The 25,930-nt window shown below is 65.8% G+C and carries 23 protein-coding genes; 6 read left to right on the forward strand and 17 right to left on the reverse strand.

Annotated features, from left to right (window positions below; genetic code table 11):
- Positions 1-10: 10 nt before the first annotated feature.
- The 5 genes from IE116_RS20175 to IE116_RS20195 form a co-directional block, all read right to left on the reverse strand.
- Positions 11-1,738: a thiamine pyrophosphate-requiring protein gene (locus IE116_RS20175; protein WP_308428264.1), complete on the reverse strand. Its 1,728-nt coding sequence runs from the start codon at positions 1,736-1,738 to the stop codon at positions 11-13.
- A gap of 40 nt (positions 1,739-1,778) precedes the next feature.
- Positions 1,779-3,227: an aldehyde dehydrogenase family protein gene (locus tag IE116_RS20180; RefSeq protein WP_189615047.1), complete on the reverse strand. Its 1,449-nt coding sequence runs from the start codon at positions 3,225-3,227 to the stop codon at positions 1,779-1,781.
- 13 nt (positions 3,228-3,240) lie between these two features.
- Positions 3,241-3,879 carry a maleylacetoacetate isomerase gene (gene maiA / locus IE116_RS20185; protein ID WP_189615048.1) on the reverse strand — a complete coding sequence of 213 codons (639 nt, stop codon included), beginning with the start codon at positions 3,877-3,879 and terminating at the stop codon, positions 3,241-3,243.
- Positions 3,880-4,097: 218 nt separating this feature from the next.
- The gene (locus IE116_RS20190; protein ID WP_229828590.1) at positions 4,098-5,108 is read right to left on the reverse strand and encodes a tripartite tricarboxylate transporter substrate binding protein; all 1,011 of its coding nucleotides are present in this window, start codon (positions 5,106-5,108) and stop codon (positions 4,098-4,100) included.
- 73 nt (positions 5,109-5,181) lie between these two features.
- Positions 5,182-5,880 (reverse strand): fumarylacetoacetate hydrolase family protein, encoded by a 699-nt coding sequence (locus IE116_RS20195; RefSeq protein ID WP_189615049.1) that lies wholly within the window; start codon positions 5,878-5,880, stop codon positions 5,182-5,184.
- 288 nt (positions 5,881-6,168) lie between these two features.
- On the opposite strand from IE116_RS20195, the gene IE116_RS20200 reads away from it, so the two are divergent.
- Complete coding sequence (locus tag IE116_RS20200; RefSeq protein WP_189615050.1) at positions 6,169-7,113, forward strand: LysR family transcriptional regulator; 945 nt, start codon at positions 6,169-6,171, stop codon at positions 7,111-7,113.
- A 65-nt stretch (positions 7,114-7,178) separates the two neighbouring features.
- On the opposite strand, the gene IE116_RS20205 is transcribed toward IE116_RS20200, so the two are convergent.
- The 6 genes from IE116_RS20205 to yjgA form a co-directional block, all read right to left on the reverse strand.
- Positions 7,179-8,243 carry a serine hydrolase gene (locus IE116_RS20205; protein WP_189615051.1) on the reverse strand — a complete coding sequence of 355 codons (1,065 nt, stop codon included), beginning with the start codon at positions 8,241-8,243 and terminating at the stop codon, positions 7,179-7,181.
- Positions 8,182-9,207, reverse strand: a complete 1,026-nt coding sequence (locus tag IE116_RS20210) for a serine hydrolase (RefSeq protein WP_229828592.1) — start codon at positions 9,205-9,207, stop codon at positions 8,182-8,184. The genes IE116_RS20205 and IE116_RS20210 overlap by 62 nt, the downstream gene beginning before the upstream one ends.
- 484 nt (positions 9,208-9,691) lie before the next feature.
- Positions 9,692-10,162, reverse strand: a complete 471-nt coding sequence (locus IE116_RS20215; protein WP_189615052.1) for a universal stress protein — start codon at positions 10,160-10,162, stop codon at positions 9,692-9,694.
- A 58-nt stretch (positions 10,163-10,220) separates the two neighbouring features.
- Positions 10,221-10,895, reverse strand: a complete 675-nt coding sequence (locus IE116_RS20220; protein ID WP_189615053.1) for an alpha/beta hydrolase — start codon at positions 10,893-10,895, stop codon at positions 10,221-10,223.
- 42 nt (positions 10,896-10,937) lie between these two features.
- Positions 10,938-11,603 carry a molybdopterin adenylyltransferase gene (mog, locus tag IE116_RS20225; protein ID WP_189615054.1) on the reverse strand — a complete coding sequence of 222 codons (666 nt, stop codon included), beginning with the start codon at positions 11,601-11,603 and terminating at the stop codon, positions 10,938-10,940.
- A 4-nt stretch (positions 11,604-11,607) separates the two neighbouring features.
- Complete coding sequence (gene yjgA, locus IE116_RS20230; RefSeq protein WP_189615055.1) at positions 11,608-12,234, reverse strand: ribosome biogenesis factor YjgA; 627 nt, start codon at positions 12,232-12,234, stop codon at positions 11,608-11,610.
- A 92-nt stretch (positions 12,235-12,326) separates the two neighbouring features.
- Between yjgA and pmbA the strand changes: the two genes are divergently transcribed.
- Positions 12,327-13,763, forward strand: coding sequence for a metalloprotease PmbA (gene pmbA, locus IE116_RS20235; RefSeq protein WP_189615056.1), 1,437 nt, complete (start codon positions 12,327-12,329; stop codon positions 13,761-13,763).
- A gap of 5 nt (positions 13,764-13,768) precedes the next feature.
- Positions 13,769-15,073, forward strand: coding sequence for an NAD(P)/FAD-dependent oxidoreductase (locus IE116_RS20240; protein WP_189615057.1), 1,305 nt, complete (start codon positions 13,769-13,771; stop codon positions 15,071-15,073).
- Between the two features lie 49 nt (positions 15,074-15,122).
- Here IE116_RS20240 and IE116_RS20245 read toward each other — a convergent pair whose 3' ends face one another.
- The 3 genes from IE116_RS20245 to IE116_RS20260 are packed head-to-tail and all read right to left on the reverse strand — an operon-like array spanning position 15,123 to position 19,825.
- Positions 15,123-16,007: a fumarylacetoacetate hydrolase family protein gene (locus IE116_RS20245; RefSeq protein WP_189615058.1), complete on the reverse strand. Its 885-nt coding sequence runs from the start codon at positions 16,005-16,007 to the stop codon at positions 15,123-15,125.
- Positions 16,004-18,841: an FAD-dependent monooxygenase gene (locus IE116_RS25995; RefSeq protein WP_229828596.1), complete on the reverse strand. Its 2,838-nt coding sequence runs from the start codon at positions 18,839-18,841 to the stop codon at positions 16,004-16,006. Before IE116_RS25995 ends, IE116_RS20245 begins: the two co-directional genes overlap by 4 nt.
- 9 nt (positions 18,842-18,850) lie before the next feature.
- Positions 18,851-19,825 carry a Bug family tripartite tricarboxylate transporter substrate binding protein gene (locus tag IE116_RS20260; RefSeq protein WP_189615059.1) on the reverse strand — a complete coding sequence of 325 codons (975 nt, stop codon included), beginning with the start codon at positions 19,823-19,825 and terminating at the stop codon, positions 18,851-18,853.
- 129 nt (positions 19,826-19,954) lie between these two features.
- On the opposite strand from IE116_RS20260, the gene IE116_RS20265 reads away from it, so the two are divergent.
- Positions 19,955-20,881 (forward strand): LysR substrate-binding domain-containing protein, encoded by a 927-nt coding sequence (locus IE116_RS20265; RefSeq protein ID WP_189615060.1) that lies wholly within the window; start codon positions 19,955-19,957, stop codon positions 20,879-20,881.
- On the opposite strand, the gene moaC is transcribed toward IE116_RS20265, so the two are convergent.
- Positions 20,855-21,334: a cyclic pyranopterin monophosphate synthase MoaC gene (gene moaC / locus IE116_RS20270; RefSeq protein ID WP_189615061.1), complete on the reverse strand. Its 480-nt coding sequence runs from the start codon at positions 21,332-21,334 to the stop codon at positions 20,855-20,857. The genes IE116_RS20265 and moaC overlap by 27 nt on opposite strands.
- Before the next feature lie 61 nt (positions 21,335-21,395).
- Here moaC and IE116_RS20275 point away from each other — a divergent pair, with 61 nt between their 5' ends.
- Positions 21,396-22,922 carry a M48 family metalloprotease gene (locus IE116_RS20275; RefSeq protein WP_229828598.1) on the forward strand — a complete coding sequence of 509 codons (1,527 nt, stop codon included), beginning with the start codon at positions 21,396-21,398 and terminating at the stop codon, positions 22,920-22,922.
- A 37-nt stretch (positions 22,923-22,959) separates the two neighbouring features.
- On the opposite strand, the gene IE116_RS20280 is transcribed toward IE116_RS20275, so the two are convergent.
- Positions 22,960-23,514 (reverse strand): sugar O-acetyltransferase, encoded by a 555-nt coding sequence (locus tag IE116_RS20280; protein ID WP_189615062.1) that lies wholly within the window; start codon positions 23,512-23,514, stop codon positions 22,960-22,962.
- A gap of 301 nt (positions 23,515-23,815) precedes the next feature.
- Between IE116_RS20280 and IE116_RS20285 the strand changes: the two genes are divergently transcribed.
- A complete protein-coding gene (locus IE116_RS20285) occupies positions 23,816-24,829 on the forward strand; it encodes a Bug family tripartite tricarboxylate transporter substrate binding protein (protein WP_229828602.1) in 1,014 nt (337 codons plus the stop codon).
- A 109-nt stretch (positions 24,830-24,938) separates the two neighbouring features.
- Here IE116_RS20285 and IE116_RS20290 read toward each other — a convergent pair whose 3' ends face one another.
- Positions 24,939-25,622 carry a DUF2946 family protein gene (locus IE116_RS20290; RefSeq protein ID WP_189615064.1) on the reverse strand — a complete coding sequence of 228 codons (684 nt, stop codon included), beginning with the start codon at positions 25,620-25,622 and terminating at the stop codon, positions 24,939-24,941.
- Between the last annotated feature and the right edge of the window lie 308 nt (positions 25,623-25,930).

Consider the following 25,930-nt stretch of genomic DNA (forward strand, 5'->3'; position numbering starts at 1 on the left):
CGAGTACGGATCAGATGGACCCGATGCGCACGTTGAGTACGGCGGCCTGCCCGGCATCCACGGCTTGCAGGCAGCGGGCAATCGCGGCTTCGACCTCGGCCGGATCGTCGATGCACTCGCCATAGGCGCCGAACGCAGCGCCCACCTGTTCGAAGGCGCGAACGTTGTCGCCCACACCCAGCCTCGCCTGGAAGTCATTGCTGTCGGCCGCCGCGCCATCGGGGTAGACGCGCAGCACGGCTTCCTTGACGGCCTGCCAGCCACTGTTGTCGAGCACGATGGTGAAGATGGGAATGCCATAACGCTGCGCGGTCGCATAGACCGATGTGGGCGTCGAAAAATGGAAGCCGCCGTCGCCAACGATCTGGACCACGCGTGCATCCGGCTTCGCCAGCTTGGCGCCCAGCGCAATGCCGGCGCTGTATCCCAGGCCGCCGCCGGCGCAGCCGAGCAAGGACAAGGGTTCCGTGCGGGGGATCTGATTCAGTACCGCGAAGGTATTGCGCACGGCCTCGTTCACGACGATGTCCGTTGGCGCGATCAACTTGCCGAGCGTGGCGCACACGTGGGCTGGCGAAATTGCGCCCTTCGTGCCGATGTCCTGCGCGACGTTGGCAACGGCCAGTCGCCGCTGCGTATTGGCGCCTTCCCATCCTTCGATACGCGCGGCAACCGTCTGGCGAAACGCATCATCGGCGCGCTGTTCGACGATCTCGCTCACCTGCTGCAGGACGGTGGCGCAATCGGCCTGGATCCGCATGTCGGTGCGAAAGCCCCACATCGGAAAGTCTTTCTTGATGGTGTCGACGTCGACATGGATCCACTCGGTGGACGGATCTTCGTGCGCATACTTGGGCAGCCACGGCACGTCGACATCCAGCAGCAGGCCCAGGTCTGCGCCCGCCAGCGCCTTGCCCGGATCAAAGCCGCCGAAGCAGGGTGATTCGCGCGATACGCTGATCGTCGTCGGGCTGAACTCGTACACCTTGATGCCGCACAACATGGCCAGCTTCTCAAGGGCATGCACCGCCTCGGCTTTACGTCCCACGTACGACGTGATGACGATGGGTTCACGCGCCGCCATCAGGCGCGACGCAATGGCCTCGGCCACGGCGGGGGTCACGCCACCCGCCTGCACGGCACCGTAATGTTCGCCGCTGAAGTCGCGGATGCGATCCGCTTCCCATTCTTCGGCCAGCACTTCGCGCGGCAGCGTGAGATACACCGGGCCCGGTGGATCGCTCTGCATGACCGAGTGCGCGCGGCGCAGCACTTCCTTGGCGACCACGCCCGTGGGGAGCGAGTAGTCCCACTTCACATACGGGCGCACCAGGCTGGCGATGTCGAACGGGTCCTGCACGAAGTGGACATAGTTGTCGCGTGAACCGGGCAGCTCGCCGCGCAAGGTGTAGGGCGAACGTCCCGCCATCAGCATGACCGGGATCCGCGTGCGGAACATGTTGTGCATGCCCATCGCGGCGTTGGCCGTCCCTGCGTCGACGTGCACCATGACCGCCTGGCCCTTGCCGGTGACCGCGGCGTACCCCATGGCCATATGCATCGCGACGTTTTCATGTGGAACGAGCATGACGGTCGGATGCGCGCGGCCTTCTTTCTTCCACTGCGCAAAAGCTTCGATCAGCGACACATGGTCGGTGCCGAAGTTGGAGAAGATGTAATCGATGCCGAGGCCGGTCAGGCCTTCGACAAAGTAGTGGGCGCTGCTGCGCATGGACACGCTCCGCGAGGATGTTCAGGGTCGGTCAGGGGTGTGTCGATCAGACGCCCGTTTCGAAATAGAAGTGCTTGGTCTGCATGAAGTCGTTCAGGCCTTCCACGCCGTGCAGCTTGCCGTAGCCACTGTCGCGATAGCCGCCCGTCTCGATCTCGGCAAACAGCCGGTTATGGGTGTTGGACCACACGGTGCCCGACCGGATGCGCGTGGCGACCCGGCGCGCCTTGCGCATGTCGGTCGTCCAGACGCTGGCGGCCAGGCTGAAGCGCGTGGCGTTGGCGCGGTGCACGGCTTCGTCTTCGGTCGAAAAGCGCTCGATCACCAGCAGCGGGCCAAACAGTTCGTTCTGCACGAAGTTGCTGGTCAGGTCTTCGACTTCGACCAGACTGGGGGTGATGAACGCGCCACGTCCCAACGCACCTTCGGGGATGGCGCCGCGCAGCAGCACCTTTTGCGTGCGTTCAGCCGTTTCGACCAAGCCTGCAATACGGTCGCGGTTGGCGTTGTCGATCAGGCAGGCCATCTGTGACGAAGGATCATTGCCCGGCCCGACTTTCACTGCCTTCAAGGCTTGCGCAAGCCGGGCGGAAAAGTCGGTGTACACGCTGTCTTCGACCAGCACGCGTGCAACCGCGGTGCATTGCTGCCCTGCCATCACAAGACCACCGGCCACGATGCCTGCGATCGTCTTGTCGAGGTCGCAATCCTTGAACACCACGGCCGGCGCCTTGCCGCCCAGCTCAAGCGACAGCTTCTTGAGCGTGTCTGACGTCGCGCTGGCAATCTTCTTGCCGACGCCCGACGAACCGGTAAAGCTGATCACGTCCACATCCGGCGACTCGCACAGCCACCGCGATACCTCGGTGCCCGACTCGATGACGGAATTGATCACGCCCTTGGGCACGCGCGTGTCACTGACCAGACATTCGAGCACCAGGTTGTTCACCAGCGAGGTCTGATGCGCAGGCTTGATGACCACGGTGCATCCGGCGGCCAGGGCCGGCGCAAGCGAACGCACCAGCAGGGTGACAGGTGCATTCCACGGCAGGATGATGGCGGCGACCCCTGAAGGTTCGCGATCGAGCGACGAGAAGCAGCCCGGTTCGATTTCCAGGATGCGCCCGAACAGATTGCGCGCCAGGCCGGCGTAATAACGCAGCTCGGACACACCCGCGCCGATCTCGCCCAGGGCTTCGCGGCGCAGCTTGCCGTTCAGCGTGACGAGCCAGTCGGCAATGGTTTCTTTCTGTGCGTCCAGGCGGTCGGCAAACCCGAGCAGCACCTCGGCACGCAGCTTGGCCGAGTGTTTCCAGGGCGTGCCGTCAAAGGCGCGGACCGCAGCGGCGATGGCCGCTTCCGCTTCGGCCTTGCGACCATCCGCGAACTTTGCGGCGACTTCTGCGGTGGCGGGGTTGTAGCTTGGCGCGAGGGTCTCGCTGCCGCTGACGGAACCCAGCCACTCTCCGTCGATGTAATGTCGGGCGATTTGCATATTGGCTCCTGGATCAGGCGATGTAATCGGGTTGACGTGCCGGCTCGGCTGCCACGAACGCGGGCTGCGCCGAGGCGTGGGCATGGATGGCCATCACGCGGGCATAAGGGGAAAGGTCGCACTTCATGCGCAAGGCGTTGGCCACCTGCGGAACCAGGCAGCAATCGGCCAGGGTCGGCGCGTCGCCAAAGCAGTAAGGGCCGTCGCCATGACGCTCCAGCAGGGCGTTGACCCCGGAAAGGCCTTCGGCCACCCAGTGCCGGTACCACGCGTTGCGGCCGTCTTCGTCGACATTGAACTGGTCTTTCAGGTATCGAAGGATGCGCAGGTTGTTGACCGGGTGGATGTCGCATGCAATGGCGTTGGACACTTCCAGCACCCGCGCGCGCTGCACCGGATCGGCCGGAATCAGGCGGGGTTCGGGAAAGCGCGTGTCGAGGTAATCGATGATGGCCAGCGATTGCGACAAGGTCACCTCGTCGTCGACCAGCGACGGCACCACACCCGACGGATTGACCTCGAGATAGGCGGCGTCACGCTGCTGGCCGCTGCGCAGATTCACGCCTTGCGTGTCGTAGGTCTGGCCCTTGATGGCAAGCGCGATACGCACGCGGTAAGACGTGGAGCTGTTGAAGAAACTGTAGAGCTGCATGAAAGGGACACTCCGTGGAATACGGGCCGTGGAACGCAGGGCGCAGGCCGCGACGCGGCCAGAAAATGAGCAAGTTCAGACTTGAGCGAGTATCAACCCTTGCCGGGCATCCGTCCAGATGACGATTTTGTCCAATGGACGGAAGCAACCGATGGACCAAAACATCCATCGGTCGAAGTCCCATTGGACGTCTCCAGGCGAGTGCGCCCCTGCCGTTCTCACTCCGCGGTAATGTTGGATTTCTTGACGACGTCCGCCCAACGCTGCGCGTCTTTGCCAATCAGGTCACGGAACTGCGCCGGTGTCGACGTGGCGGGAACCATGCCTTGGGCCTCGAATGCGGTCGCCAAGTCTGGCGCCTTGAGGACTGCGGCGATTTCGCGATTCATGCGTTCGATGATGGCGGGCGGCGTTCCCTTGGGCGCCAGCACGCCGTACCACATGTCCACGTCGCCGCCCTTCAGGCCGGCTTCGGCCAGGGTGGGAACGTCGGGCAGTTGGGACAGGCGTTTGGCGCTGCCGGTAGCGATCACTTTGAGTTTGCCGGCCTTGATCTGCGGGAGGGCCACATGCACGGGAAGGAACATGTAGTTGATGCGGCCGCCAAGGAGGTCCGTCACGGCGCCGGCCGTGCCCTTGTAGGGCACCTGCATCATGTCTGCGCCGGTCTGCTGCAGGAACAGCGCCATCGACAGATGATGCGGCGTGCCCACTCCGGGCGTGCCGTAGTTGAGCTTGCCGGGCGCTGCCTTGGCCGCCGCCACGACTTCGGCAACGGTATTGGGCGCTTGCGACGGATTGGCCACCAGCAGCAGCGTGCCCCAGGACGTCAGCCCCACCGCGTCGAAGTCATTGACCGGGTCGTAAGGCAGCGATTTGTACAGGCTCCGGTTCATGACCAGGGTGTTGACCTGGACCATGAAGGTGTAGCCGTCGGGCTGCGCGCGGGCAGCGCGTTCGCTGCCGATGTTGCCGCTGGCGCCGGCCACGTTCTCGACCACCACGGTCTGCCCCAGCGTCTTGGGCAGGTGCGCGGCGAGCTGACGGGCCACCAGGTCGATGCCGGTCGCGGGGGTGTACGGCACGATGAAGGTAATCGGGCGCTCGGGCCACGCGGCCGATGCGGTCAGGCTGGCAAGCGCCAGCGCGACGCCCGCCAGCGGACGGGCCAGAGAAGCCAGGGGGCGGCCGGTCCACGCGAGCGGTCCGAACATGCGGTGAAGGTTCATGATGTCTCCGAATAGTTGTTATGAAGTCCAGCCGGACGGGCGGCCGGCCCGGGCGGGCCGCCGCCGCGCCGCGTCAAACGATCTTGACGGACAGACTGCCCAGGCCGTCGACCGTGGCCGTCATCGTCTCGCCCGGCTTGACCGCGCCCACGCCTTCGGGCGTGCCGGTAAAGATGATGTCGCCGGGTTCGAGCCGGAAATAGCGGGACAGGTCGGCCACGGTTTCCGCCACCGACCAGATCAGCATCGAGGTGCGGCTGTGCTGGCGCTGCGCGCCGTCGACATGCAGCGACAAGGCCGCGTCATGCGGATTGCCTGCAGCGGCGACCGGGCGCAGCGGGCCGACAGGCGCCGATGCGTCAAAGGCCTTCCCGATCTCCCAGGGGCGGCCCATTTCGCGCATCTTCATCTGCAGGTCCCGCCGGGTCATGTCCAGGCCGACGCCATAGCCCCAGACATGCTCCAGCGCCGATTCCACCGGAATGTTTTCGCCGCCCTTGCCTATGGCCGCCACCAGTTCGACTTCGAAGTGGTAGTTGCCGGTCAGGCTGGGATACGGAATCGACAGCGTGTCGCCCTCGGCCACGGGAATCACCGCGTCGGCCGGCTTGCAGAAGAAGAAGGGCGGCTCGCGATCGGGATCGAACCCCATTTCGCGCGCATGCGCACCGTAGTTGCGGCCCACGCAGTACACGCGGCGGACGGGAAAAAGGTCTTGCGACCCCACGACAGGGATGCTGACGGTGGGCGGCGGAGCGACGACGAAAGCCATGCGGGTGTCCTTGAAAGTGATCGGCGCAATGCGCCGCCAGCCTCGGGGACAGAAGGAGCGCCACCTTGGATTGCAAGGTGGCGGCCGACCGTGTCGGCATCGACAGGGGCCTGCATGCACGTGGAAGCCTGTCGGGCACCACGCTGTCTCCATCTGGCCACCGTGCATCGGCGGGCGCATTTTTCAGCAGTATGGCCAAACAGATATGCCAAAAACAATGATTGTTTATGATTATCTATACTGTGGAACGTATACCTAGACGTATGCCTATTTCGGAAGGGCCGCCTCATGGACTGGACTCACCGCCTGCGCCTGCGCAACCTGCAGATGCTGATCAGCCTGGCGAACACGCGGAACATCAGCCACTCCGCGGCCGCGCTCAATACCACGCAGCCCGGGCTGTCGAAGTGGCTCAAAGACCTGGAAGACGACATCGGTCTGCCGCTGTTCGAGCGGCACGCGCGTGGCCTGCGGCCCACCCCCCATGGCGAGGCCCTTATCGCCCATGCGAAGCGGCTCGACATGCAACTGGACCGCGCCCGTGCCGAAATGGATGCGCTGCGCGAAGGCGGAAGTGGGCAGGTGATGATCGGCACCTCGGGCGCGTCAGCGCCAGGTACCGTACCGCATGCGGTGCTGATGCTGCTGGAGCGGATGCCGCAAGTGCATGTGAAGCTGGTCGAGGGCACGCTGGATACCCTGCTCGAACAGCTGGCGCGCGGAGATCTGGATGTGGTGGTCGGCCGCAGTGCAACCGAGCATCTGGACCCGGCCATCCTTACCGAACGGCTGTATCGCGAGTCGATCCACTTCATTGCCCGGCCGGATCACCCGCTGTTCGATCTGGGCACCATGGATTGGGACGACGTTCTGGCCTATCGCTGGATCATGTGGCCGCGCGGCACCCCGATCCGCAACGCCCTGGACGCGGCCCTGGCTGCCGCGGGACGGGCGCCGCGCAACGACCTGGAGTCGGCATCGGCGACGCTGAACGTGACGCTGCTGTCGCACAGCGACATGATCGGGGTGGCGTCGCATGGCGCGGCGATACGGCACATGATGCTGAAGGCCCTGCGCATCCTGCCCATTCCACTGGAAGGCTACGGGTCGGTGTCGATGTATTGGCGAAACGACCCGTACCGGTCGGCGGCGGTGGACGAATTGGTCGATTGCGTGCGCAAGGCCGCGCAGGAACACGGCGAGCACCCGGTCGTGAACGCCGGCGAGGAATAAGCAGGACGACCGCTCGAGGCAGCCAGCCTGGCATCAGGCGGCGTGCCCGGCTGCCGCCCCGCGCATCACTTGCGGCTGGTCTGCTCTCCCAGCACCGTCTGCGTGATTGCGCGACCGACCTGCTCGAAGGCCTTGGCGGCGACCTTGGATTCGTCCATGTCTTCTGCGCAGGCCACGACCACGATGGCGTTGCGGCCGTTGTCCTGCGGATTGATCACGCCGGCATGGCATGCGCGTTCATGCTGCGTGCCGGTCTTGTGGATGAAACGCACGGTACGTGGCAGGCCTGCTTCCAGCCGGTAGGCATCGTAGCTGTCGTATTTCATATTCTTGTACAGCGCCGTCAGATTCTGCGGCTGCTTCAGGACCTTGCCGGTCACCAGCTTTTCCAGCATCTCGCCGTACGCGGTCAGCGTCACCGCGTTCATGTCTTTGGCGTAATACCGGTCATAGGCATCGTCCATGCTCGTCGCCTTGAGTTCGCCCGGCTCCAGCGACAGCGCACGACGGAAGGCCGTGACGCGTTCGGCCCCCATCGTCGCGCCCGCGACTTCCACCATTTGAATGTTGGTGAGCTTGCTGGCATCCGGATGCAGTTCGCCGTAGACGTCGTACCGGACCTGCGTGAAGTTGGTGATCTGCTTGAAGCCGCGCGAACCCAGATAGTCGCGCGCCCGGCGGTTGACCGTGTCTTCCCCGATGGTGCGCACCAGCATGTTTGCCGCGGTGTTGTCGCTTTCCATCAGCATCTTCTTCAGAAGCTGGTCCAGCGTGTAACGCGTGCCGCTCTTTTGCCACACCACGTTGCCCGACCCGTCGATCTTGTCGGTGTCCTGCAAGGTCAGGGATTCGTTCAGCCGGTGCGTGCCCGCTTCGACTTCCTGCAGTACGGCCAGGGCAATCGGCAGCTTGACGGCGGACCCCAGATACCAGAGGCGATCCGCTTCGTACTTCAGGGTTTTGCCGTCGTCCAGTCGCTTGACGTAGACGCCGATCTTGCCGGGCGTATCCTGGTCGATGCGCTCGATGCGCGATTCGAGGGCGTCGGTCCAGTCCGCATGGGCGGGCTCAAGGGCGAGCAGCCCCAGTGCGAGGGACAGCGACCGGAATAAGGTCTTCGGTGGGATCATGAAACCCTTCGATAGTGAGTAGCCCGGATGTCCGTAATGCCTGACCCACTTCTTTCAACGCCCGGTCCGAACGCGCCACCGAGATGTCCCCCCGTGTGCAGGCGGCGATGACGATCCGCTTGCCGGGATACGCCGTCGGCTCGGTAATGATTCCCGAGTCACAGGTACGCGCGCGCTGGGTGCCGGTCTTGTGTGCAAACACAGCAGGAGGCGCAAGGCCGGCCTTGATCCGATGCTGGCCGGTCTGCACCCGCCGCATGACGTCAAGCAGGTAGGCAGTGGACGTCGGAGCAAGAATCTTTCCCGCCATCAGCTTGGCCAGCAATTCCCCATAGGCATCGAGCCGCGCCGAGTTCAGGTGCGTCGCGTAATACGCTTCGAAGGCCGCGCCGACGGTTTTGACCTGAAACTGTTTGGGCGGCGTCTGGTAAAGATCGGCCAGGATTCCAAGGCGCGCTGAATCGGTGCGCTGTTTCTTGAGCAACAGGAAATCCGACCCCGACAGCTGCATGGCAGACGGCACGATCTGGCTGTAGGCATGCCGGCGCACGTCCGCCAGCGACGTAATGCGCTGAAAGCCTTTCGGAATGATTGCGCGCACCAGGGCATTGACTTCGTTGATGCCGACCATGTCGATCAGCATATCGCTGGCCGTGTTGTCGCTGTACACGATCATCTGTTCGATCAGATATCCCAGCGTCAGCTGGGTGCCGGGGGGATGACTGTTCGTTTCCCCTGTCCCGTCGACATAATCCGTCGCACGCAGGGTCAGCGTGCTGTCCAGGGTATGTTCGCCGCGCTCGATCGTGCGCAAAACGGTCAAGGCGATGGGAATCTTTACCGTCGACGCCAGGTACCAGGTTTCTTCGGCGTGATAGGACGCATCCACCCCCGTGTCCAGATCCCGCACGTAGACCCCGATGGCGCCGGGAAAGCGCGCATCGACGCGAGCCAGCTCGGTCACCAGCCGCGCCGGCCAGTCTGCCGTGGCGGCGGCTGTGGATGCGGCGGGTCCTGCAGGGATTGCCGGAGATCGGGGCAATGCCTGTGGCGCCGAGGGCACGGCTGGAGGCGCGACGGGCAGCGCAGTTGCCGCGGCGGGCGCCGGCGCTGCGGCAGCGTGCACGGTCGCCGCATGCGCAACATTCCACGTCAGGGCAAGCCCGACGCCAGACGCCGCAAGGGCACGTTGCAAGGCCCGCACGCGATGAAGACGACGGATACGAAGGGGCAAGGAATGGCGTTTCAGTGCAGGTCCTGTCAGCTGGGGAAAGAAGCTGTATATGACCCGAATGCTGCTCAGGCGTGCAGGGCCGCGCGTAAGCAGTTGTGACGACAGTCGAGTAAGGGCTGGAACAGGGGTCGGCTAGGCTTCGATGAAAACGGGGCCGACGAATCATTTCGTCGACCCCGCCTGACCCGCTGCCGCTCAATGCACCTGCCGCAGCCTACTTCTTGTCTTTCTCGTCCTTGACGCGATACACCAGCACGGCAGTACCCGCCAGCGACAGCACCTTGGCGGTCACGCTGCCGAGCAGCAGGCGCGAGAGGCCGCTGCGGCCGTGGCTGCCAATGAAGATCAGGTCGGCGCCGCATTCGGTGGCGGCCTGGACGATGCCATCGGCCACGTTGAAATTGGATACGGACAGGGACGTCGCCTTGACGTCCGCCGTATCGGCGCGGCTCATGACCGCGTCGATGTACTTGGCGGCCTGTTCGGACGAGGCCTTTTCATAGGCGTCATCCGTGATCGCGTAGGCAGCGGCCATGCCGTCGAAACCGATGGTGGCGGCAAAGGGCTGCGTGACGTGCAGCGCGACGACTTCGGCATTGACCGAGCGGGCGAACATCACGCCGGCATTGGCGGCTTGCGAGGACAGCGGCGAGCCGTCGGTGGGAATCAGGATCTTTTTGAACATGGTGCTACTCCTCACGGTGACTCATCAGGTGCAGGATACCCCGTTTGCGCTGCCCGCCCTAGGCAAGCACCTTGCGCAGGAACGCCGAGATGTCCGCCAGTTCCGGCACGCACACCGAATGCGGCATCGGATAGGTATGCCACTCTACCGGGTACCCCAGCGCGGTCAGGCGATCGCGCGACGCTTCGGCCCGTGCCAGGGGCACGACCGGATCGCTGGTGCCGTGGCCCATGAACACGGGCGTGGCGGCGTTGGCCGGGCTGCGTTCGGCGTCCAGCATGTCGGCGATCGGCAGGTAGCCCGACAGCGCGACCAGGCCCGCCAGCTTGTCCGGATGGCGCAGGCCGGTATGCAGCGTCATGGCGCAGCCTTGCGAAAAGCCGGCCAGCGCGATGTGTTCGGTGGCGATGCCGCGGGCGTTCTCGCGCGCGATCAGGCGTTCCACGTGCTGCTGCGACACCCGGATGCCGGCTTCGTCTTCGCGGCGCGTCAGGTCGGCCTGCTTGATGTCGTACCAGGACCGCATCGACATGCCGCCATTGATGGTGACGGGCTGGATCGTGGCGTGCGGAAACACGAAACGCACGGCGGGAATGCCCTGCAGCTTCAGTTCCGGGACGACCGGAAAGAAGTCATTGCCGTCGGCGCCCAGGCCGTGCAGGAAGATCACTGCACGGGTTGGCTCCGGGCCGGTCGTGGTTTCAATCGAATCGAGAAGCGGGGTATCGGTCATGGCGGATGCTGAAAAAAGGGGACGTGGAGGGCACGCGGCCCGTCAAGCCGGCCGCACGGCCGTCTTGGGGCGAAAGGCCTTGCACACCGCGGGATCGGTCTCGATGTACGGGCCGCTTATCAGCTGGATGCAGTAAGGCACCGCGGCGAAAATGCCGGCCGCGACCAGCGCCTGGTGGGCATCGCGCAGGCCTTCCAGCGTTTCGCGGATCGCCTTGGGCTGGCCCGGCAGGTTGATGATCAGCGTGGCGCCATCGGCGTCGGACGTGCCACGTTCGCGGATCACGGCCACCTGTCGCGACAGGATCGCCGTTGGCACGAAGCGCAGGGAGATCTGGCGCATCTGTTCGCCAAAGCCCGGCATTTCTTTCGTGCCCACCGCCAGCGTGGCTTCGGGGGTGACGTCGCGGCGCGACGGGCCGGTGCCGCCCGTGGTCAGGATCAGGTCGCAGCCCACGGTGTCGGCCAGTTCGGTCAGCGTGGCCGAGATGCCGGGCGCTTCATCGGGGATCAGCCGCTCGACAAACCGCACCGGCGTCGTCAGCGCGCCCTGCAGCCAGGTCTTGAGCGCCGGAATGCCTTGATCTTCATACACACCGCCCGATGCGCGATCGCTGATCGACACGAGGCCGCAGATCAGCTCATCGGGGTGCGAGCGCTCGATGCGCGCGGCGGTCGTGTCCTGGGGTTCATGCTGGGGGAAGGACATGGGGTCAATCGTCCTCGTCATCGTCGATGTCGGCGTCGGTGTCACGGCCGGTGTCGCCCTGCGCGTCGGCCTGCAGCCGCTTGATTTCCTGGAACAGCACGCGGAAATGCTTGCGCTGCGGCTCGTGGCCCTGCAGCAGCGCCTTGTTCGCAGCTTGCTCCTTGCGCGCGGCGCGGATCAGCGCGCGCATCTGCTGCGCGTCGGCGGCCGGATACAGATTCATGAATTTGGTGAAATGCTCGTCGTCCAGCAGCTTGTCGCGCCACAGCTCCAGTTGGTGGAACGCCGCGATTTCATCTTGCGAATCGCCTTCCCACTTGGCCAATTGAGCCTGGATCGGGTCGATCTGCGCGTCGCGCATCAGCTTGCCGACCAGCTGCATCTGCCGCCTCTTGGCTTCGTGCGACGTGATTTTTTGGGCCTCACGGATCGCCTGGTAGAGCAATTCGGCCAGCGGCAGCTGCTTGAGCCGCGCGGGCGACAGTTTCGTCAGCCTGACCCCGAGCTCCTGCAGCCGGGTCGAGTCGCGCTTGAGCTGCGACTTGCTGGGCGGGCGAAGGTCGGGATTGCCGTCCTCGTCGATGCGGACGGGCGGGTTGGTATCGATCGGAACGAAACTTTTGCGGGACATGGAAAGCCAATGGACAAAGAGAGGGTGTCACTTGTTGGCTATGATAACTGTCTCGCTCCGATGCCGGGGCCGCCTCCTTTGCAAAGACACCGATGGTCAAATCCTCCTCCCGCACCGACGCTTCGTCCCGTCCGGCCCGCAACGCGCCTCGCAGCGCCGCCCGCAGTGAACCGGTCCGCGAGCCGCTGATCGCCAACCATGCGCAGTTCCGCGACCTGGTCGCCCGTGTGCTGGACGAGTCCCGGCGCGTCGGCGCAACCGACGCCGCGGCTGAAGTGTCGGAAAGCCAGGGCCTGGCCGTGAACGTGCGCCAGGGCGATCTGGAAACGGTCGAACAAACGCGTGACCGCTCGCTCGACGTAACGGTGTACGTGGGTCAGCGCCGCGGATCGGCATCGACGTCGGACTTTTCGGACAAGGCCGTGCGCGATACGGTAGAAGCCGCTTTCCACATCGCCCGCCACACCGCCGAAGACCCGATGGCCGGCCTGCCCGATGACGACATGATGGCGACCGAGGCCGACATTCGCGACCTGGACCTGCATCACCCGTGGGACATTACGGCCGAAGAGGCCACTGAACTCGCGATCCGCGCCGAACGCGCCGCGCTGTCCACCGACAAGCGCGTCACCAATTCGGATGGTGCGTCGGTCTCGACTTACGAAGGCCACTTTGTCCTGGGCAACACGCGGGGCTTTCTGCACGGCTATCCGTATTCGCGTCACAGCCTGTCGGTGGCGCCTATCGCCGGCCGGGGCAATAACATGCAGCGCGACGACTGGTACACCAGCGATCGCCGCGCCGACCGTCTGGCCGATCCCGAAGCGGTGGGCCGGTATGCCGCCGAACGCGCGCTGTCGCGCCTGGGCGCCCGCCGCATCAAGACCGGCAAATTCCCGGTGCTGTTCGAAGCGCCCCTGGCTGCAGGCCTGCTGGGTTCGCTCACCCAGGCGCTGAGCGGCGGCGCGCTGTATCGCAAGTCCACCTTCCTGGTCGACAGCATGGGGCGGCAGATCCTGCCTGACCACATCGACGTCAACGAAGATCCGCATGTGCCCGGCGCACAGGGCAGCTCGCCCTTCGACGACGAAGGCGTGCGCACATCAGCCCGCAAGGTGATCAGCGGCGGTGTGGTCGAAGGCTATTTCCTGTCCACTTATACCGCGCGCAAGCTGGGCATGAAGACCACCGGCAACGCGGGCGGCTCGCACAACCTGACGCTGTCGTCGCGGCTCACGCGCCCCGAAGACGACTTTCGCGCCATGCTCAAGAAGATGGGCACCGGCCTGCTGGTGACCGAACTGATCGGGCAGGGCGTCAACTATGTGAGCGGCGATTACTCGCGCGGCGCCTTTGGTTACTGGGTCGAGAACGGCGAGATCCAGTACGCGGTGCAGGAAATCACGATCGCGGGGAATCTGAACGAGATGTACCGGGACCTGGTCGCCGTCGGCGCCGATACGCTGGTGCGCGGCACGAAACAGACCGGTTCGATCCTGCTCGCCAGCATGTCCATCGCCGGGAACTGACAGGTATGCGCAGCACGTCGCACCGTGTGGTTATCGTGGGCGGAGGCGCCGGGGGCCTGGAACTGGCGGTCCGTCTGGGACGTCGGTATGGCCGGGACAATGTGGTCCTTATCGATGCCAATCCCTTCCATATCTGGAAGCCGTCCCTGCACGAAGTCGCCGCCGGCACCCTGGACATCCATCGCGAAGGCCTGTCGTACGCCATGCTGGCCCACGATTCGGGCTTCCAGTTCCTGATCGGCCGCGTGGCCGGCGTGGACCGCGCGGCGCGCACTGTTGCCGTCGACGCCTTTGCCGACGCGCAAGGCGATCCCATCTTGCCCGCGCGCACGGTGCCCTATGACACCCTGGTGCTGGCGCTGGGCAGCTACGGCAACTTCTTCAACACGCCCGGCGCAGAGCTGCATGCCATCTCGCTGGATTCGACCGACTCTGCCGAGTTTTTCCGGATCGAATTGTTGAAGGCCATGGCGCGCGCCGATGCCGACGCGCAGGCGGGCGCACCGCGACAGGTCAATGTGGTGATCGTGGGCGGCGGTGCAACTGGCGTGGAACTGGCCGCCGAATTGCACGAGGCCGGACGCCGCATCTCGGACTACGGGCTGTCGCGCGACCGCGCGGCCGACGCCCTCAAGATCACCCTGATCGAAGGCGGGCCGCGCATCCTGGGCCCGCTGCCCGAACGGGTGTCCGACGCGGCACGCACGCTCCTGGTCCAGCGCGGCATCCAGGTCGAAACGAGCTGCCGGGTGTCCGAAGTCACCCAGCATGCCGTGCGTACGGCCGACCGTGAATTTCCGTCCGACCTGTGCGTGTGGGCGGCGGGCATCAAGGCTCCGGGGCTGCTCGAGACGCTGGGCCTGCCGTTGACGCCGCAACACATGATCCAGGTCGACGACCACCTGGTGACGTCCGACCCCAATGTGTACGCGCTGGGCGACTGCGCGGCGGCGCCCTGGGCCGGGACCGACAAGACCGTGCCGGCCCGCGCGCAGGCGGCGCACCAGCAGGCTTCGTATCTGTTCAAGGTGCTGTCGGCCCGCATGGACCAGTCGGCGCCGGTGGCAGAAGGGTTCCGGTTCCGCGACTTCGGTTCCCTGGTGTCGCTCGGGCATTCCGAAGGCGTGGGCAGCCTGATGGGCGGCTTGTCGGGCCCGAATCTGCAGGTGGAAGGCTGGGTCGCCCGGGTCATGTATGCCAGCTCGCACTGGACCCACTATGCGGCGGTGCTGGGCATCTGGGGCGCCACGATGCGGTCGCTGGCGCGGGTGCTGACGCGGCGGTCGCGGCCGCGCGTCAAGCTGCATTGAACGACGCCCGGACCCTGCGCAGCGTTTGCGTGTGGCCCGGGCGCGAGCTTCAGCGCATCACGGTGGATTCCGGCTCGGCCACCACGCGATTTTCGATGTGGCCAATGCCTTCCAGTTCCACCCGCATCACGTCCCCCACCTTCAGCCACGTGGGGGGCTGCATGGCCAGGCCCACGCCCGACGGCGTGCCGGTCGCGATGATGTCGCCCGGCTCCAGCGTCATCACGGTCGACAGGTGCGCAATCTGTTCCCACACATTGGCCAGCATCTGATCGGTCGTGATGTCCTGGCGGACTTCGCCATTGACCCGCATGCGCAGTCGCAGGCCGTGCGGATCGGGCAGCTCGTCCGCCGTGACGATCCACGGGCCGATCGGTCCATGCGTGTCCCACGACTTGCCCAGGGTGAAGGTGCTGGACCGCAACTGCCAGTCGCGCACCGACACGTCATTGGCGATCGTGTAGCCGAATACCACGTCTTTCGCGTGTTCCACCGGCACGTGGCGACAGCGGCGGCCGATCACCACCGCCAGTTCCGCTTCGTAATCCAGATGGTCCGATGCGCGCGGTTTGTGCACGTCGTCGAACGGGCCATTGATGCAGGACACCTGTTTGTTGAACCACACCTGCGTGTCGGGCACCTGCACACCCTTGCTCAGGGCTTCTTTGACATGGGCGCGGTAGTTCATGCCGATCGCCAGGTACTTGGACGGGGTCAGCACCGGGGCGTCCAGGTGCACGTCGGCCAACGCGAAAGACGGGGCGGTGCCGGTATCGATGGCGCGGATCCGGGCCAGGGCCTGATCGCCCGCGCGGATCAGGGCAATCATGTCCGTGGGCAGGGACGGGTCGGCTGCCGCCAGATCGATGACACGGTCGCCGGCAACCAGGCCGATCGTCTGGGCGCCGCGGTGGGTAAAGGTCACAAGTTTCATGCAGGGTCCTTGATGGGATGGAAGGTGTCGGCGGCTTGGGCAGTGCCCTGCTCGGCGGCCTCGGTGGCGGCATCGGCAATGCTGTCGGCAAGTGTGTCGGCGCCGGACGCCGTCGTGCCCAGGGCTGTCTGCGCATCCGGCCCATTGGCGTCGTCCACCTCGAAATTGGTGATGAAGTCGTGCGGCACGTCGGGCCCCCACACGTGCAGCGAGTCGGCCAAGGCATGGTCGCCGGCGGGCCAGCCCCTGTCGGCCGACACGTAGTCGATGTCGAACGAATATTCGGCGTAGCTTCCCCAGGGGTCGCGCACGTAGTAGAAATAGTTGGATCCCAGGAAGTGCCGGCCGACGCCCCAGCCGCGGTCATGGCCCGCGGCTTTCATGCGTTCGGCGCCCCAGCCGACATCGTCCACGCTGCCGACGTCCCAGCTGGTGTGATGCAGCCCCGGGTGCGAGGCCTTGGCAAAGGCCACCAGATGGTGGTCGCTGCCGTGCGGCGTGTGGATGAAGGCAATGACATCGGCGGCGCGGTCCGACAGCCGCAGGCCCAGCACGTCTTCGCTGAACCGCGTCATGCGCGGCACGTCGGGCGAAAAGCGCAGCACGTGCGACAGGCGGCGGGGGCGCACGACCGGGCCGCCGCTGCGGTTGTGGGCGCCGCGTCCGTCCGCATCCAGCACCTGCGGCGTCGGCACCGATTTGCTGTCGGGTGAACTCTTGGGTGCAACGACCAGTTGGACCGGCAGGCCGTCCGGGTCGCGCAGCCACAGGCCGCCGGGGTCGCCCAGAGGGTGGGGCGGGCAGGCAATGCCAAGGTCGTGGATGCGCCGGGCGAACGCTTCAACATCGTCTTCGAAGATACCGTAGACCACCGTCTGCAGGCGCTTGGGCTGCCCATTGGCATGAAGGGTGGCCCAGCACTGCGCATGGCCATAGGTGTAGAGGTCGAGCCGGTCATGAGATCGCCTGACGTCCAGGCCGAACGCGACATAAAAACGTTCGGCTTCGTCCAGATCGGGCACGGTGGTGACGACACGGTGCACGGAGTGCACGGCCAGGGCGCTGCGATGGCGCGCGGCGGCGCCGACAGCCTTGGAATCCGCTGCATCGGCGGCAGTGACGACGTTAACGACGGCGGCACGGCCGTCGGCATCACCCGCCGTCACCGCGCTGCCTAGCAACGAGTCTGCGCCGTGCCCCGTCGCACGCTTCAAGACGGCAGCCGCGTCTGCATCCACCGCTCCTCGCCACGCCACATGATGGTCCGGGCGAATCAGCACCGCCTCGGCGTCATACACCTGCCGCACGGCCGGATCGGACAGTCGAAGCACCCGCAGCGGCACGCCAAGCCCATCGGCCGCGGCCTGCCACCGCGCCGCATCCACGTCCGCCATCACCAGCAACGTAAGGTCCGGCCCGAAACGGTCGAACAGCGGGCCTCCAGGCAACGCGACATGCGGCGCCCGCGCCCCCGGGTAGGCCGACGGAACGTAGTGATTCGGTTCGTCCGGCGGCGGCGCGGTGACCTCCGTGGCAACCAGCGGACTGTCGCCATAACGCACCCCCAGCTGCAAGCCAGGAATATTGAATTCCGCGGCCACGTGCCGGGCCAGCGCCGTGCCCAGCGCAGCCCTTGCGGCATCGGCGTGGGCGCCGCCGGCTTCGACCAACGGGTCCACCGGCACCGTGCCGATGCTGTCGGCCATGCGCCGTGCAAACGCGGTGTTGCGCAAGGCAATCGGCCGCCGCTCCATGTCATAACTTGCAAGCAGTTGCGGACCGCCCCAGCCCTGTACCGCGCCGGCCAGCTTCCAGCCCAGGTTCACCACGTCGTCGATGCTGGTGTTGTAGCCCATGCCCCCGGTGGGGGTGAACAGATGCGCGGCGTCACCGGCCAGGAACAGGCGGCCCTTGGCCAGCGTGTCGGCCACCAGCGCATAGCCGGCGCTCCAGGGCATCGTGGCGATCGGCCGGAAATCGTGCGGCGCGCCCACCACCGCGCGAGACAGCGCGGCGCCATCCATGTCGGCCGCGGTCTTGCCGGGCGGCACCTGGACCAGCAACAGCCAGGTGTCGGCGCCATCGATCGATACCAGCAGGCCGCGCTGCTCCGGGTTGACGGCCCAATATTGCCAGGCGGGCCGTTTGCCCATCACCTGCGCCAGGTCACCGGACCGGAAATAGAAGGACAGCATCTGCCCGCCAAAAAAGTCGCGCGCTTCCTGGCTCTGGCCGCTGTAGGCAATGCCCATGGACTTGCGCACCAGGCTGCGCGGGCCGTCGCAGCCCACGGCGTAGCGGGCGCTCACCTGCCAGGCCGGTCCGCCGTCGGCAGGCGTCACCGTGACACGCACATGGTCGCCGCGATCCTCGACCGCCGTGGCGCGTTCGCCATACCGCGCATCCACGCTGGCATACCGCGCCGCCTGCTTGCGCAGGATGGGCTCGATCACCATCTGCTGCACCCGGTGCGGCAGCTCGGGCGTGGGCCAGGCCTGCTCGCCATAGTCGCCAAAGGACACGCCTGCCGCCGCGTCGGCTCGTGACGGGATCCGGAAGCGCGCCAGCTCATGCCCGGCCAGGCGCGTGCAATACACCACGTCTTGCGGGTAGTCCGGCGGCAGGCCCAGCGCGCGAATCTCGGCCGAAAAGCCCCGGCGCCGATAGTGCTCCATGGTGCGTGACGACGTGGCATTGGCCTTGGGAAAATCCGGCCCGTCCACGTCTTCTTCCAGCAGCACGCAGCGCACGCCGCGGCATCCCAGTTCGATCGCCAGCATCAGCCCGGCCGGTCCGCCGCCCACGATGGCGACATCGGTCATTACGGTGTCCATCACCGCTCCTCAGTCGGCCTGCGCACCGGTGCGCTTGATCATGTCGGCGTAGCGCGGCGTATCGGTGCGCATCCACGACATGACCTGCGCCCCCGTGCTGCCGGCTGGCGCAAATCCGAAGGTCGTCATGCGATCGCGCACTTCCCGCGAATCCAGTGCGGCGCGAAAGTGGGTGCTCAATGTCTCGGCGACGGCGGGGGGCAGGTCGCGCGGCCCCAGGAAGGTCACCCAGGTGGTGGCTTCGACGCCGGCTGGCCCGCCGCTCTGTTCCACTGTGGGCACCTCGGGCATGGCGGCCGACCGGTCCTTGTCGGCCACGGCCAGCAGGCGCAGCTTGGCGGCCTGCAGCAAGGGTCCGGCCGTGGCCAGGCTGCCCATCGCCCAGGTCACGTCGCCGGTGGCCACCGCGTTGTAGACCGCCGCCGTTTCCTTGAAGGGGACATGCAGCATCTGTACGCCTGCCGCCGTTTCGAGCTGGACGGCGCCCAGATGCAGCGGGCCGCCCACCGAGTTGGACCCGTAGGTGACCTTGCCGGGGTGCTGGCGCGCTTCGGCAACCAGGCCGCGAATGTCGCGTATCGGACTGTTCTGGCCAACGAACACAAAAAAGGCGGTGCGGTACACGCCGCTGATCTGCGTGAAGTCCGCCTCGGCGTCGTAGGGCAGCTTCTTGAACAGGGACGGATTGATGGCCAGGTGGCCCACGTCGGCCAGGCCCAGCTCGTAGCCGGTGGGCGCCGCGCGTTTGACGGCGTCCAGCGCGATGAAGCCATTGCCGCCCGGGCGAGCCTCGATGATGACGGTCTGGCCCAGCGATCGGGTCATTTTTTCCGCCGCGACGCGCACCACCACGTCCGGACCGCTGCCGGTCGGAAACGGGCTGATCACCCGGATCGGCCGGGAAGGGAAGGGCTGTTGCGCGTGCAGCGGGGCGCTAATTGCGGCCAGGCTGAGCAGCCCGGCCGCAAGGTGTCGCAGGTTCATGTCTCCACCTCTTGTTATGTCTATCCAGGGATCCTGGGCATCCTGGTTCGGATAGCCGGATAGTAGGCAGCGCGACTGCCCGCTGTGAGATGGCAAAATGACCCCAGCGATAACAACCAGGTATCAGCAATGAAACTGCACCACTTGCGGGATTTCGTGGCGATCGCCCAGACGCGCAGCCTGCGCGCGGCCGCCCGCAGCCTGGGCCTGGCGCAGCCGGCGCTGACACGCAGCCTGCGCGAACTGGAAGCCGAACTGGGCGCGGCGCTGGTGGAACGGCACGCGCGGGGCGTGCATCTGACCGAAGTCGGCGAGATCTATCTGGTGCGCGCGCAGGCCGCCATGGCGGAACTGCGGCGGGGCCGGGACGAAGTGGCGCAGCGCCAGGGTGAACTGACAGGCACCGTCGCACTGGGCGTATCGTCGGCCGCCTGCATGGCGCTGATGCCGCAGGTGTACGACGCCTTTCGCAGGCGTTTCCCGGGCGTGCGGCTGCAGATCGTGGAAGGATTCTTTCGAACGCTGGGGCAGCGCCTGGATGACGGGTCGCTCGACTTTCTGGTCGGCCCGCGTCCGGATCGGCCCACCGGCAAGCAGTTCCACATCGAACTGCTGTTCGAAAACGAACGGTACGTGGTGGGGCGGCACGATCACCCCTTGCGCCATGCCCGGCGCCTGGCGGACCTGGTCGGCGCGGAATGGCTGCTGACGGGCGTGCGGGATCAGGTCGGCAACGAGTTCGAGGAAGTCTTTACCGACAATGGCCTGACGCCGCCCGTCGCCTTGACGCAGTCGGACTCGATGATCGGTGTGGCGTCGCTGCTGTCCACGACCGATATGCTGGCGGTGCTGCCGCACCAGTGGGTGGACTCGCCCGTGCTGCGGCACGTGATCGAAACCATTCCGATCCAGGAACGTTTTCCCGGGCCGGATATTGTGCGCATCACCCGCGCCAACCTGCCGTTGACGCCGGCGGCCGAAGCCTTGTCGACCCTGATGGAGCGCGAGGCCGTCGCCAGTGCGGGGCGCTTACTCCTGCCGCAGCCACACCCCTGATTTGCCGCCGCGTTTTTCCAGCAGCCGCACGTTGTCGATGACCATGCCGCGGTCCACGGCCTTGCACATGTCGTAGATGGTCAGCAGCGCGACGTTCACGGCCGTCAGCGCTTCCATCTCGACGCCCGTGCCGCCGACCGTTTCAGCCTGCACCGTGCAGTGGACGGCCAAGGCAGCTTCGTCGATGTCGAAGTCGCAGGACACGTGCGTCAGCGGAATCGGGTGGCACAACGGAATCAGGTCCGACGTGCGTTTGGCCGCCATGATGGCGGCAATGCGGGCAATGCCCAGCACGTCGCCTTTCGTGGCATTGCCGTCGCGGATGCGTTCCAGGGTGGGCGCTTCCATGCGGATGCTGCCCCCGGCGCGCGCCACGCGGGCGGTGGCGGGCTTGGCGCCCACGTCTACCATATGGGCCTGTCCGGCGGCGTCGAAATGTGTCAGTCCTGACATACGCGGTCCAAATTAGATGCCCGGCGGGGAACCCGTCGGCGAAGCTGGCTATCATACTTGCATGGTGACACCGACCCGCTTCCCCATCCTTGCGCGCAATGCCATTGCATGCGCGCTGTTGCCCATGCTGCTGGCCATGCCGGCGCCTGCCTGGCTGCCCGGCGCAACTGTTGCGCACGCGCAGCCGGCGGGCCTGCCCGACCTGGGCGAGTCGTCGGCCGACGAATTGTCACCGCGCCTGGAACGCCGCCTGGGCGAGGCCATCATGGCGCAGTCATTGAGCGACCCGGATTACATCGACGATCCGGACATCTCCCAATACCTGAACGCCATGGCGTCGAACCTGTCGGCGCATGCCCCCTCGGACACCCAGCAGATCCATGTCTTCCCGGTGCGCGACGCCAGCGTCAACGCGTTCGCCATGCCCGGCGGATTCATCGGGATCAACGCGGGCCTGGTCGTGGCTGCGCAGTCCGAATCGGAACTGGCAGGCGTGATGGCCCATGAAATCGGCCACGTGGTGCAACGGCACGTGGCGCGCGGCCTGGTGCAGCAAAAGCAGACCAGCATCATCATGGTGGCTGCCTTGCTGGCCGCACTGGTGGCGGCGCGCGGCAATTCCCAGGCCCCGGAAGCGGCCATGGCCTTTGGTCAGGCCGCTGCGATCGACGCGCAGCTGGGCTTTTCGCGCGAGGCCGAGCGCGAGGCCGATCGCACCGGTTTCCAGATGCTGAGCGCGTCCGGCTATGACGTGAACGGCATGGCCAGCTTCTTTGGCCGGCTGATGGCCCTGTCGTCGGTCAACGAACGCACCAGCACCTCGTTCACGCGGACGCACCCGCTGTCGCTCGAGCGGATGTCGGACATGCAGAACCGCGCGCGCTCCCTCTCCACGGGCGCGGCGCCGCCGCCCAGTCCACCCGACTTCTACTTTGTTCGCGCGAAGCTGCGCGTGCTGCAGGCGGCCAGCGGGCAGGACACCATCGATGCGATCCGCTTGCTCGAAAGCCGGGCGATGGAGGCCACCGGTGTCGAGAAGGCGGCCGCCTATTACGGCGCGGGCGTAGGGTATCTGCGCCGCCGCGATTACGCCAAGGCCCAGGAAGCCTACGACCTGGCCACGTCGGGCGCGCGCGACCACGTCATGCTGGCCGGCCTGGCGATCGACATTGCGATGGCGCAAGGCAACGCCGACAAGGCGCTGACCTTGAGCAGAGCCGCGCGCGAGCGCTGGCCCCTGCAGACCAGCCTGGCCTATGACTATGCCGACGCCTTGCAACGCACGGGCCGCCATAGCGACGCGGTGGTTTTTCTGAACGAGCAGATTGCTCGCTACCCCGACCAGCCGCGTTTTCGCCAGATGCTGGCGACCAGCTACGGCGGCCTGCAGCAACCGGTGGCCGAGCGCCGCGCCATGGCCGAGTTCTATTCGCGCACGGGCGCCATGTCAGCCGCGGTTGAGTTGCTGACGCAGGCGCGCGCCCTGTCCAGGGACTTTTATGAACAGTCGCAGATCGACGCGCAACTGCGTGAACTGCAGCGGCGTGTCAAAGAAGAAAACGACATGTTGAAGCGCTTCAAGAGCTGAGCGTCGCGGTTCAAAAGCTCAGCCGGCCACAGGCGCATCACGCGCGTACGCGCGCTGGATTGCCCATGACGGTGGCGCCCGCGGGCACGTCCTTGGTGACCACACTGCCGGCGCCGATCAAGGCGTCATCCCCGATCGTCACGCCCGGCATGATCAGCGCGCCGCCGCCGATCCACACATTCCTGCCGATCACGATGGGACGGCCGAACTCCAGCATCTGCGCGCGCAGCGCGGGGTCGCGCGGATGGTCCGCGGTCAGGATCTGCGCCCCCGGTCCGATCTGCGTGTTGTCGCCGATCGTCACCTGCACCACGTCCAGAATGATGCAGTTGAAGTTCATGAACACGCCGTCGCCCAGCCGGATGTTGTAGCCATAGTCGCAGTGGAAGGGGGGCCGGATGTTCACGTGGTGGCCAACGGCGCCCAGCATTTCCTTGAGCAGCGCGTGGCGTTCGGCAGGCGGCAGGGCGATCGCCGCGTTATACCGTGCCATCCATTCCGACACGCGGCGATTGTCGGCCGCCAGTTCCGGGCAGTCCGCCACATACAGCTCGCCGGCCAGCATCTTCTGTTTTTCGGTGCGGTGGGACATGGGGTTTCCTGTTCGTGAATGCATGCCCTCATTGTCACTCCGGAAAATGGCCGGCCACGGCGCTTGTCACAGCTTTTACCTGGCCGGTTTTCCCGTCGTTCGAGGTCGACCGGGTCAGCCATTTGCTCAAGCTTGAGCGTGCTCAGCGGCGATTTTGTTCCCTTGATGAAACGTCTTGTGATGACGTGTCGTTATCGTGTCAAGTTTGCAGCTTTTCAGGCTGAATCCGGCATCAAATCGGGCCATTTCGGCGCGGAGTGCTGCTATGCTGCGGACGTACAAACACTTACCAGCAGCCGTCATGTCCCTCTGTAAAGCAGTGTCGAACAAACGCCATTTCCTGAAATTGGGTGCCGTTGCCGTCCTGGGCGCCGTAGGTCTGACCAGTGCCTTGCCGGCACTCGCGGCCGCGGCCTACCCGACGCAGCCTGTCACCATCGTGGTGGCCTACGCCGTGGGTGGCGACACCGACGCCATGGCCCGTCTGTTCGGCGAAAAGCTCGCGCAGAAACTGGGACAGCCGGTCATCATCGAAAACCGCGGCGGCGCCAGCGGCATCATCGGCAGCAACTTCGTGTCGCGCGCCAAACCCGACGGCTACACGCTGCTGCTCGCGCCCAACACCTTTGCGCTGGCCACCCTGGTGGTCAAGAGCAACGCCGCGACGACGTACAACCCGATCCGCGACTTCACGCCGATCACGCAGACCGCTACGCAGCCCCTGCTGCTGGTCGCCAGCCAGGGTTCGGGCTACACGTCGGTGCCGCAAGTCGTCAAAGACGCGCAGGCCGGCAAGGCGATCACCTACGCCACGCCAGGTTCGGGCTCGCCCATGCACATCCTGGGTGAAGTGTTCAACCGCGCTGCCGGCGTCAAGCTTGCGCACATTCCGTACAAGGGCGTCGCGCCTGCGGTAAACGACCTGCTGGGCGGCCACGTGGCGCTGAGCTGGATGACCTACGGTCCGGTCGAACCGCACCTGCAGTCCGGCAAGATCCGCATCCTGGCCAACGGCGCCGCCGAACGCACGCCGCTGGCGCCCGACGCACCGTCGATGCGCGAGCTGGGCTACAAGGACGTGGACGTGGCCGCATGGCAAGGCCTGTACGCGCCGAAGGGCACGCCCGACGCCATCGTGCAGCAGCTGAACGCCGCCATGGCCGACATCCTGAAGATGCCTGACGTGGTGTCGAAGATGCGCGTGTTCGGCGCGTTCGCCAAGAGCAGCACGCCTGACGCACTGGGCAAGTTGACGGCCGACGACCACGCGTATTACGCCAAGATCGTCAAAGAGTTCAACATCGAAGCCGACTGATCGGCTGATCGGTTGCTATAGACGATGAATGTAAAAAAACGCGGCCTTGGCCGCGTTTTTTATGGGTGCCGGCTGGGTTTGGCGAGTGCAGTCCAGACCCATGCCTGGCTTAGTGTGACCTTCCCGTCGCGTCGCCGCCGATCCCCTCGGTCAGCATGCTGGGCTGGCCATCCTTGCCGTCCAGCGCAGGCACCGCCACAAACCCCAGCACCTGTTCCCGATCCGCTTCGGCCAGCGGCTGCAAGAACGCCGCGCCATACGGTTCGGTATGAATCGCCAGCGGCGCGCTGCTGCGCATCGTGGCCGCGTCCGCTGCATCCAGCCAATCCGGCGGCGCATCCAGCACGCTGCGGCCATCGGCCAGTTCGAACGCCGCCAGCAGCGCCGCCATGTCCCGGTCATCGACCACGCCGGGGCCATGCTCGGTCGCCGCATACAGCCGGCCCGCCTCATCGACGTACCACTGCGCCACCTGCGTCACGTCCTGCCCGGAATGCGTCGTCAGCTGCGCGCCCTGGCCCGTCGCGCGCAATACCAACGGCGCGACGTCGATCCGCACGAACACCCGCTGCGGCCCGTTCTGGAAATACCAGCGACCCGTCACGTCCCGCACGTAATTGCGGTCCATGAACGCCAGGATCTGCGGATTCGAGATCGGCTCGCCCGGCCCGCCCTGGTCCGCATCCCCCAGCGGATGCAGCCGCCACCGGCCGCGCCGGTCCAACGAGAGCCACCCGCACACTGCGGGCACATTCGGCCAGCGGGCCATCGCGGCGATGACGTCGTCATCCATGATAAGAATCCGTCGAGTGGAGAGGGATCCAGCTTACCGTAAGGGTCTGTCCAGGCCTTCGTGTGCAGGTTGCCAAATCTGTAGGACAGTCACGGGATGTTGCTCCGCCTGACGGTACTGACAGTGTGCGGCGCATCGATCCCGTCGATACAGTAGAACGTTGCGCGTTGGGGATGCCTGCCCGGCGCCGCTGTTGAGGAAAACTTCGACCATCAAGGAATGTTAATGGTGTCTGCCAGAGCAGGTTGGATCGCAAGCATCGTGGCGCTGAGCCTGTCAGCGAGTTCATCGTTACGACCCGCCCGCGT

The sequence above is a fragment of the Pigmentiphaga litoralis genome (assembly GCF_014651835.1).
Taxonomy (GTDB): Bacteria; Pseudomonadota; Gammaproteobacteria; order Burkholderiales; family Burkholderiaceae_B; genus Pigmentiphaga; species Pigmentiphaga litoralis.

Coding starts and splice junctions, on each gene's coding strand:
- IE116_RS20180 (WP_189615047.1), bottom strand. CDS start 3,227: ATGCAAATCGCCCGACATTACATCGACGGAGAGTGGCTGGGTTCCGTC.
- IE116_RS20215 (WP_189615052.1), bottom strand. CDS start 10,162: ATGTTCAAAAAGATCCTGATTCCCACCGACGGCTCGCCGCTGTCCTCG.
- IE116_RS20245 (WP_189615058.1), bottom strand. CDS start 16,007: ATGAAACTTGTGACCTTTACCCACCGCGGCGCCCAGACGATCGGCCTG.
- IE116_RS20205 (WP_189615051.1), bottom strand. CDS start 8,243: ATGATCCCACCGAAGACCTTATTCCGGTCGCTGTCCCTCGCACTGGGG.
- IE116_RS25995 (WP_229828596.1), bottom strand. CDS start 18,841: ATGGACACCGTAATGACCGATGTCGCCATCGTGGGCGGCGGACCGGCC.
- IE116_RS20190 (WP_229828590.1), bottom strand. CDS start 5,108: ATGAACCTTCACCGCATGTTCGGACCGCTCGCGTGGACCGGCCGCCCC.
- IE116_RS20200 (WP_189615050.1), top strand. CDS start 6,169: ATGGACTGGACTCACCGCCTGCGCCTGCGCAACCTGCAGATGCTGATC.
- moaC (WP_189615061.1), bottom strand. CDS start 21,334: ATGTCAGGACTGACACATTTCGACGCCGCCGGACAGGCCCATATGGTA.
- IE116_RS20260 (WP_189615059.1), bottom strand. CDS start 19,825: ATGAACCTGCGACACCTTGCGGCCGGGCTGCTCAGCCTGGCCGCAATT.
- IE116_RS20280 (WP_189615062.1), bottom strand. CDS start 23,514: ATGTCCCACCGCACCGAAAAACAGAAGATGCTGGCCGGCGAGCTGTAT.
- mog (WP_189615054.1), bottom strand. CDS start 11,603: ATGTCCTTCCCCCAGCATGAACCCCAGGACACGACCGCCGCGCGCATC.
- maiA (WP_189615048.1), bottom strand. CDS start 3,879: ATGCAGCTCTACAGTTTCTTCAACAGCTCCACGTCTTACCGCGTGCGT.
- IE116_RS20265 (WP_189615060.1), top strand. CDS start 19,955: ATGAAACTGCACCACTTGCGGGATTTCGTGGCGATCGCCCAGACGCGC.
- yjgA (WP_189615055.1), bottom strand. CDS start 12,234: ATGTCCCGCAAAAGTTTCGTTCCGATCGATACCAACCCGCCCGTCCGC.
- IE116_RS20275 (WP_229828598.1), top strand. CDS start 21,396: ATGGTGACACCGACCCGCTTCCCCATCCTTGCGCGCAATGCCATTGCA.
- IE116_RS20285 (WP_229828602.1), top strand. CDS start 23,816: ATGTCCCTCTGTAAAGCAGTGTCGAACAAACGCCATTTCCTGAAATTG.
- IE116_RS20220 (WP_189615053.1), bottom strand. CDS start 10,895: ATGACCGATACCCCGCTTCTCGATTCGATTGAAACCACGACCGGCCCG.
- IE116_RS20195 (WP_189615049.1), bottom strand. CDS start 5,880: ATGGCTTTCGTCGTCGCTCCGCCGCCCACCGTCAGCATCCCTGTCGTG.
- IE116_RS20290 (WP_189615064.1), bottom strand. CDS start 25,622: ATGGATGACGACGTCATCGCCGCGATGGCCCGCTGGCCGAATGTGCCC.
- IE116_RS20240 (WP_189615057.1), top strand. CDS start 13,769: ATGCGCAGCACGTCGCACCGTGTGGTTATCGTGGGCGGAGGCGCCGGG.
- pmbA (WP_189615056.1), top strand. CDS start 12,327: ATGGTCAAATCCTCCTCCCGCACCGACGCTTCGTCCCGTCCGGCCCGC.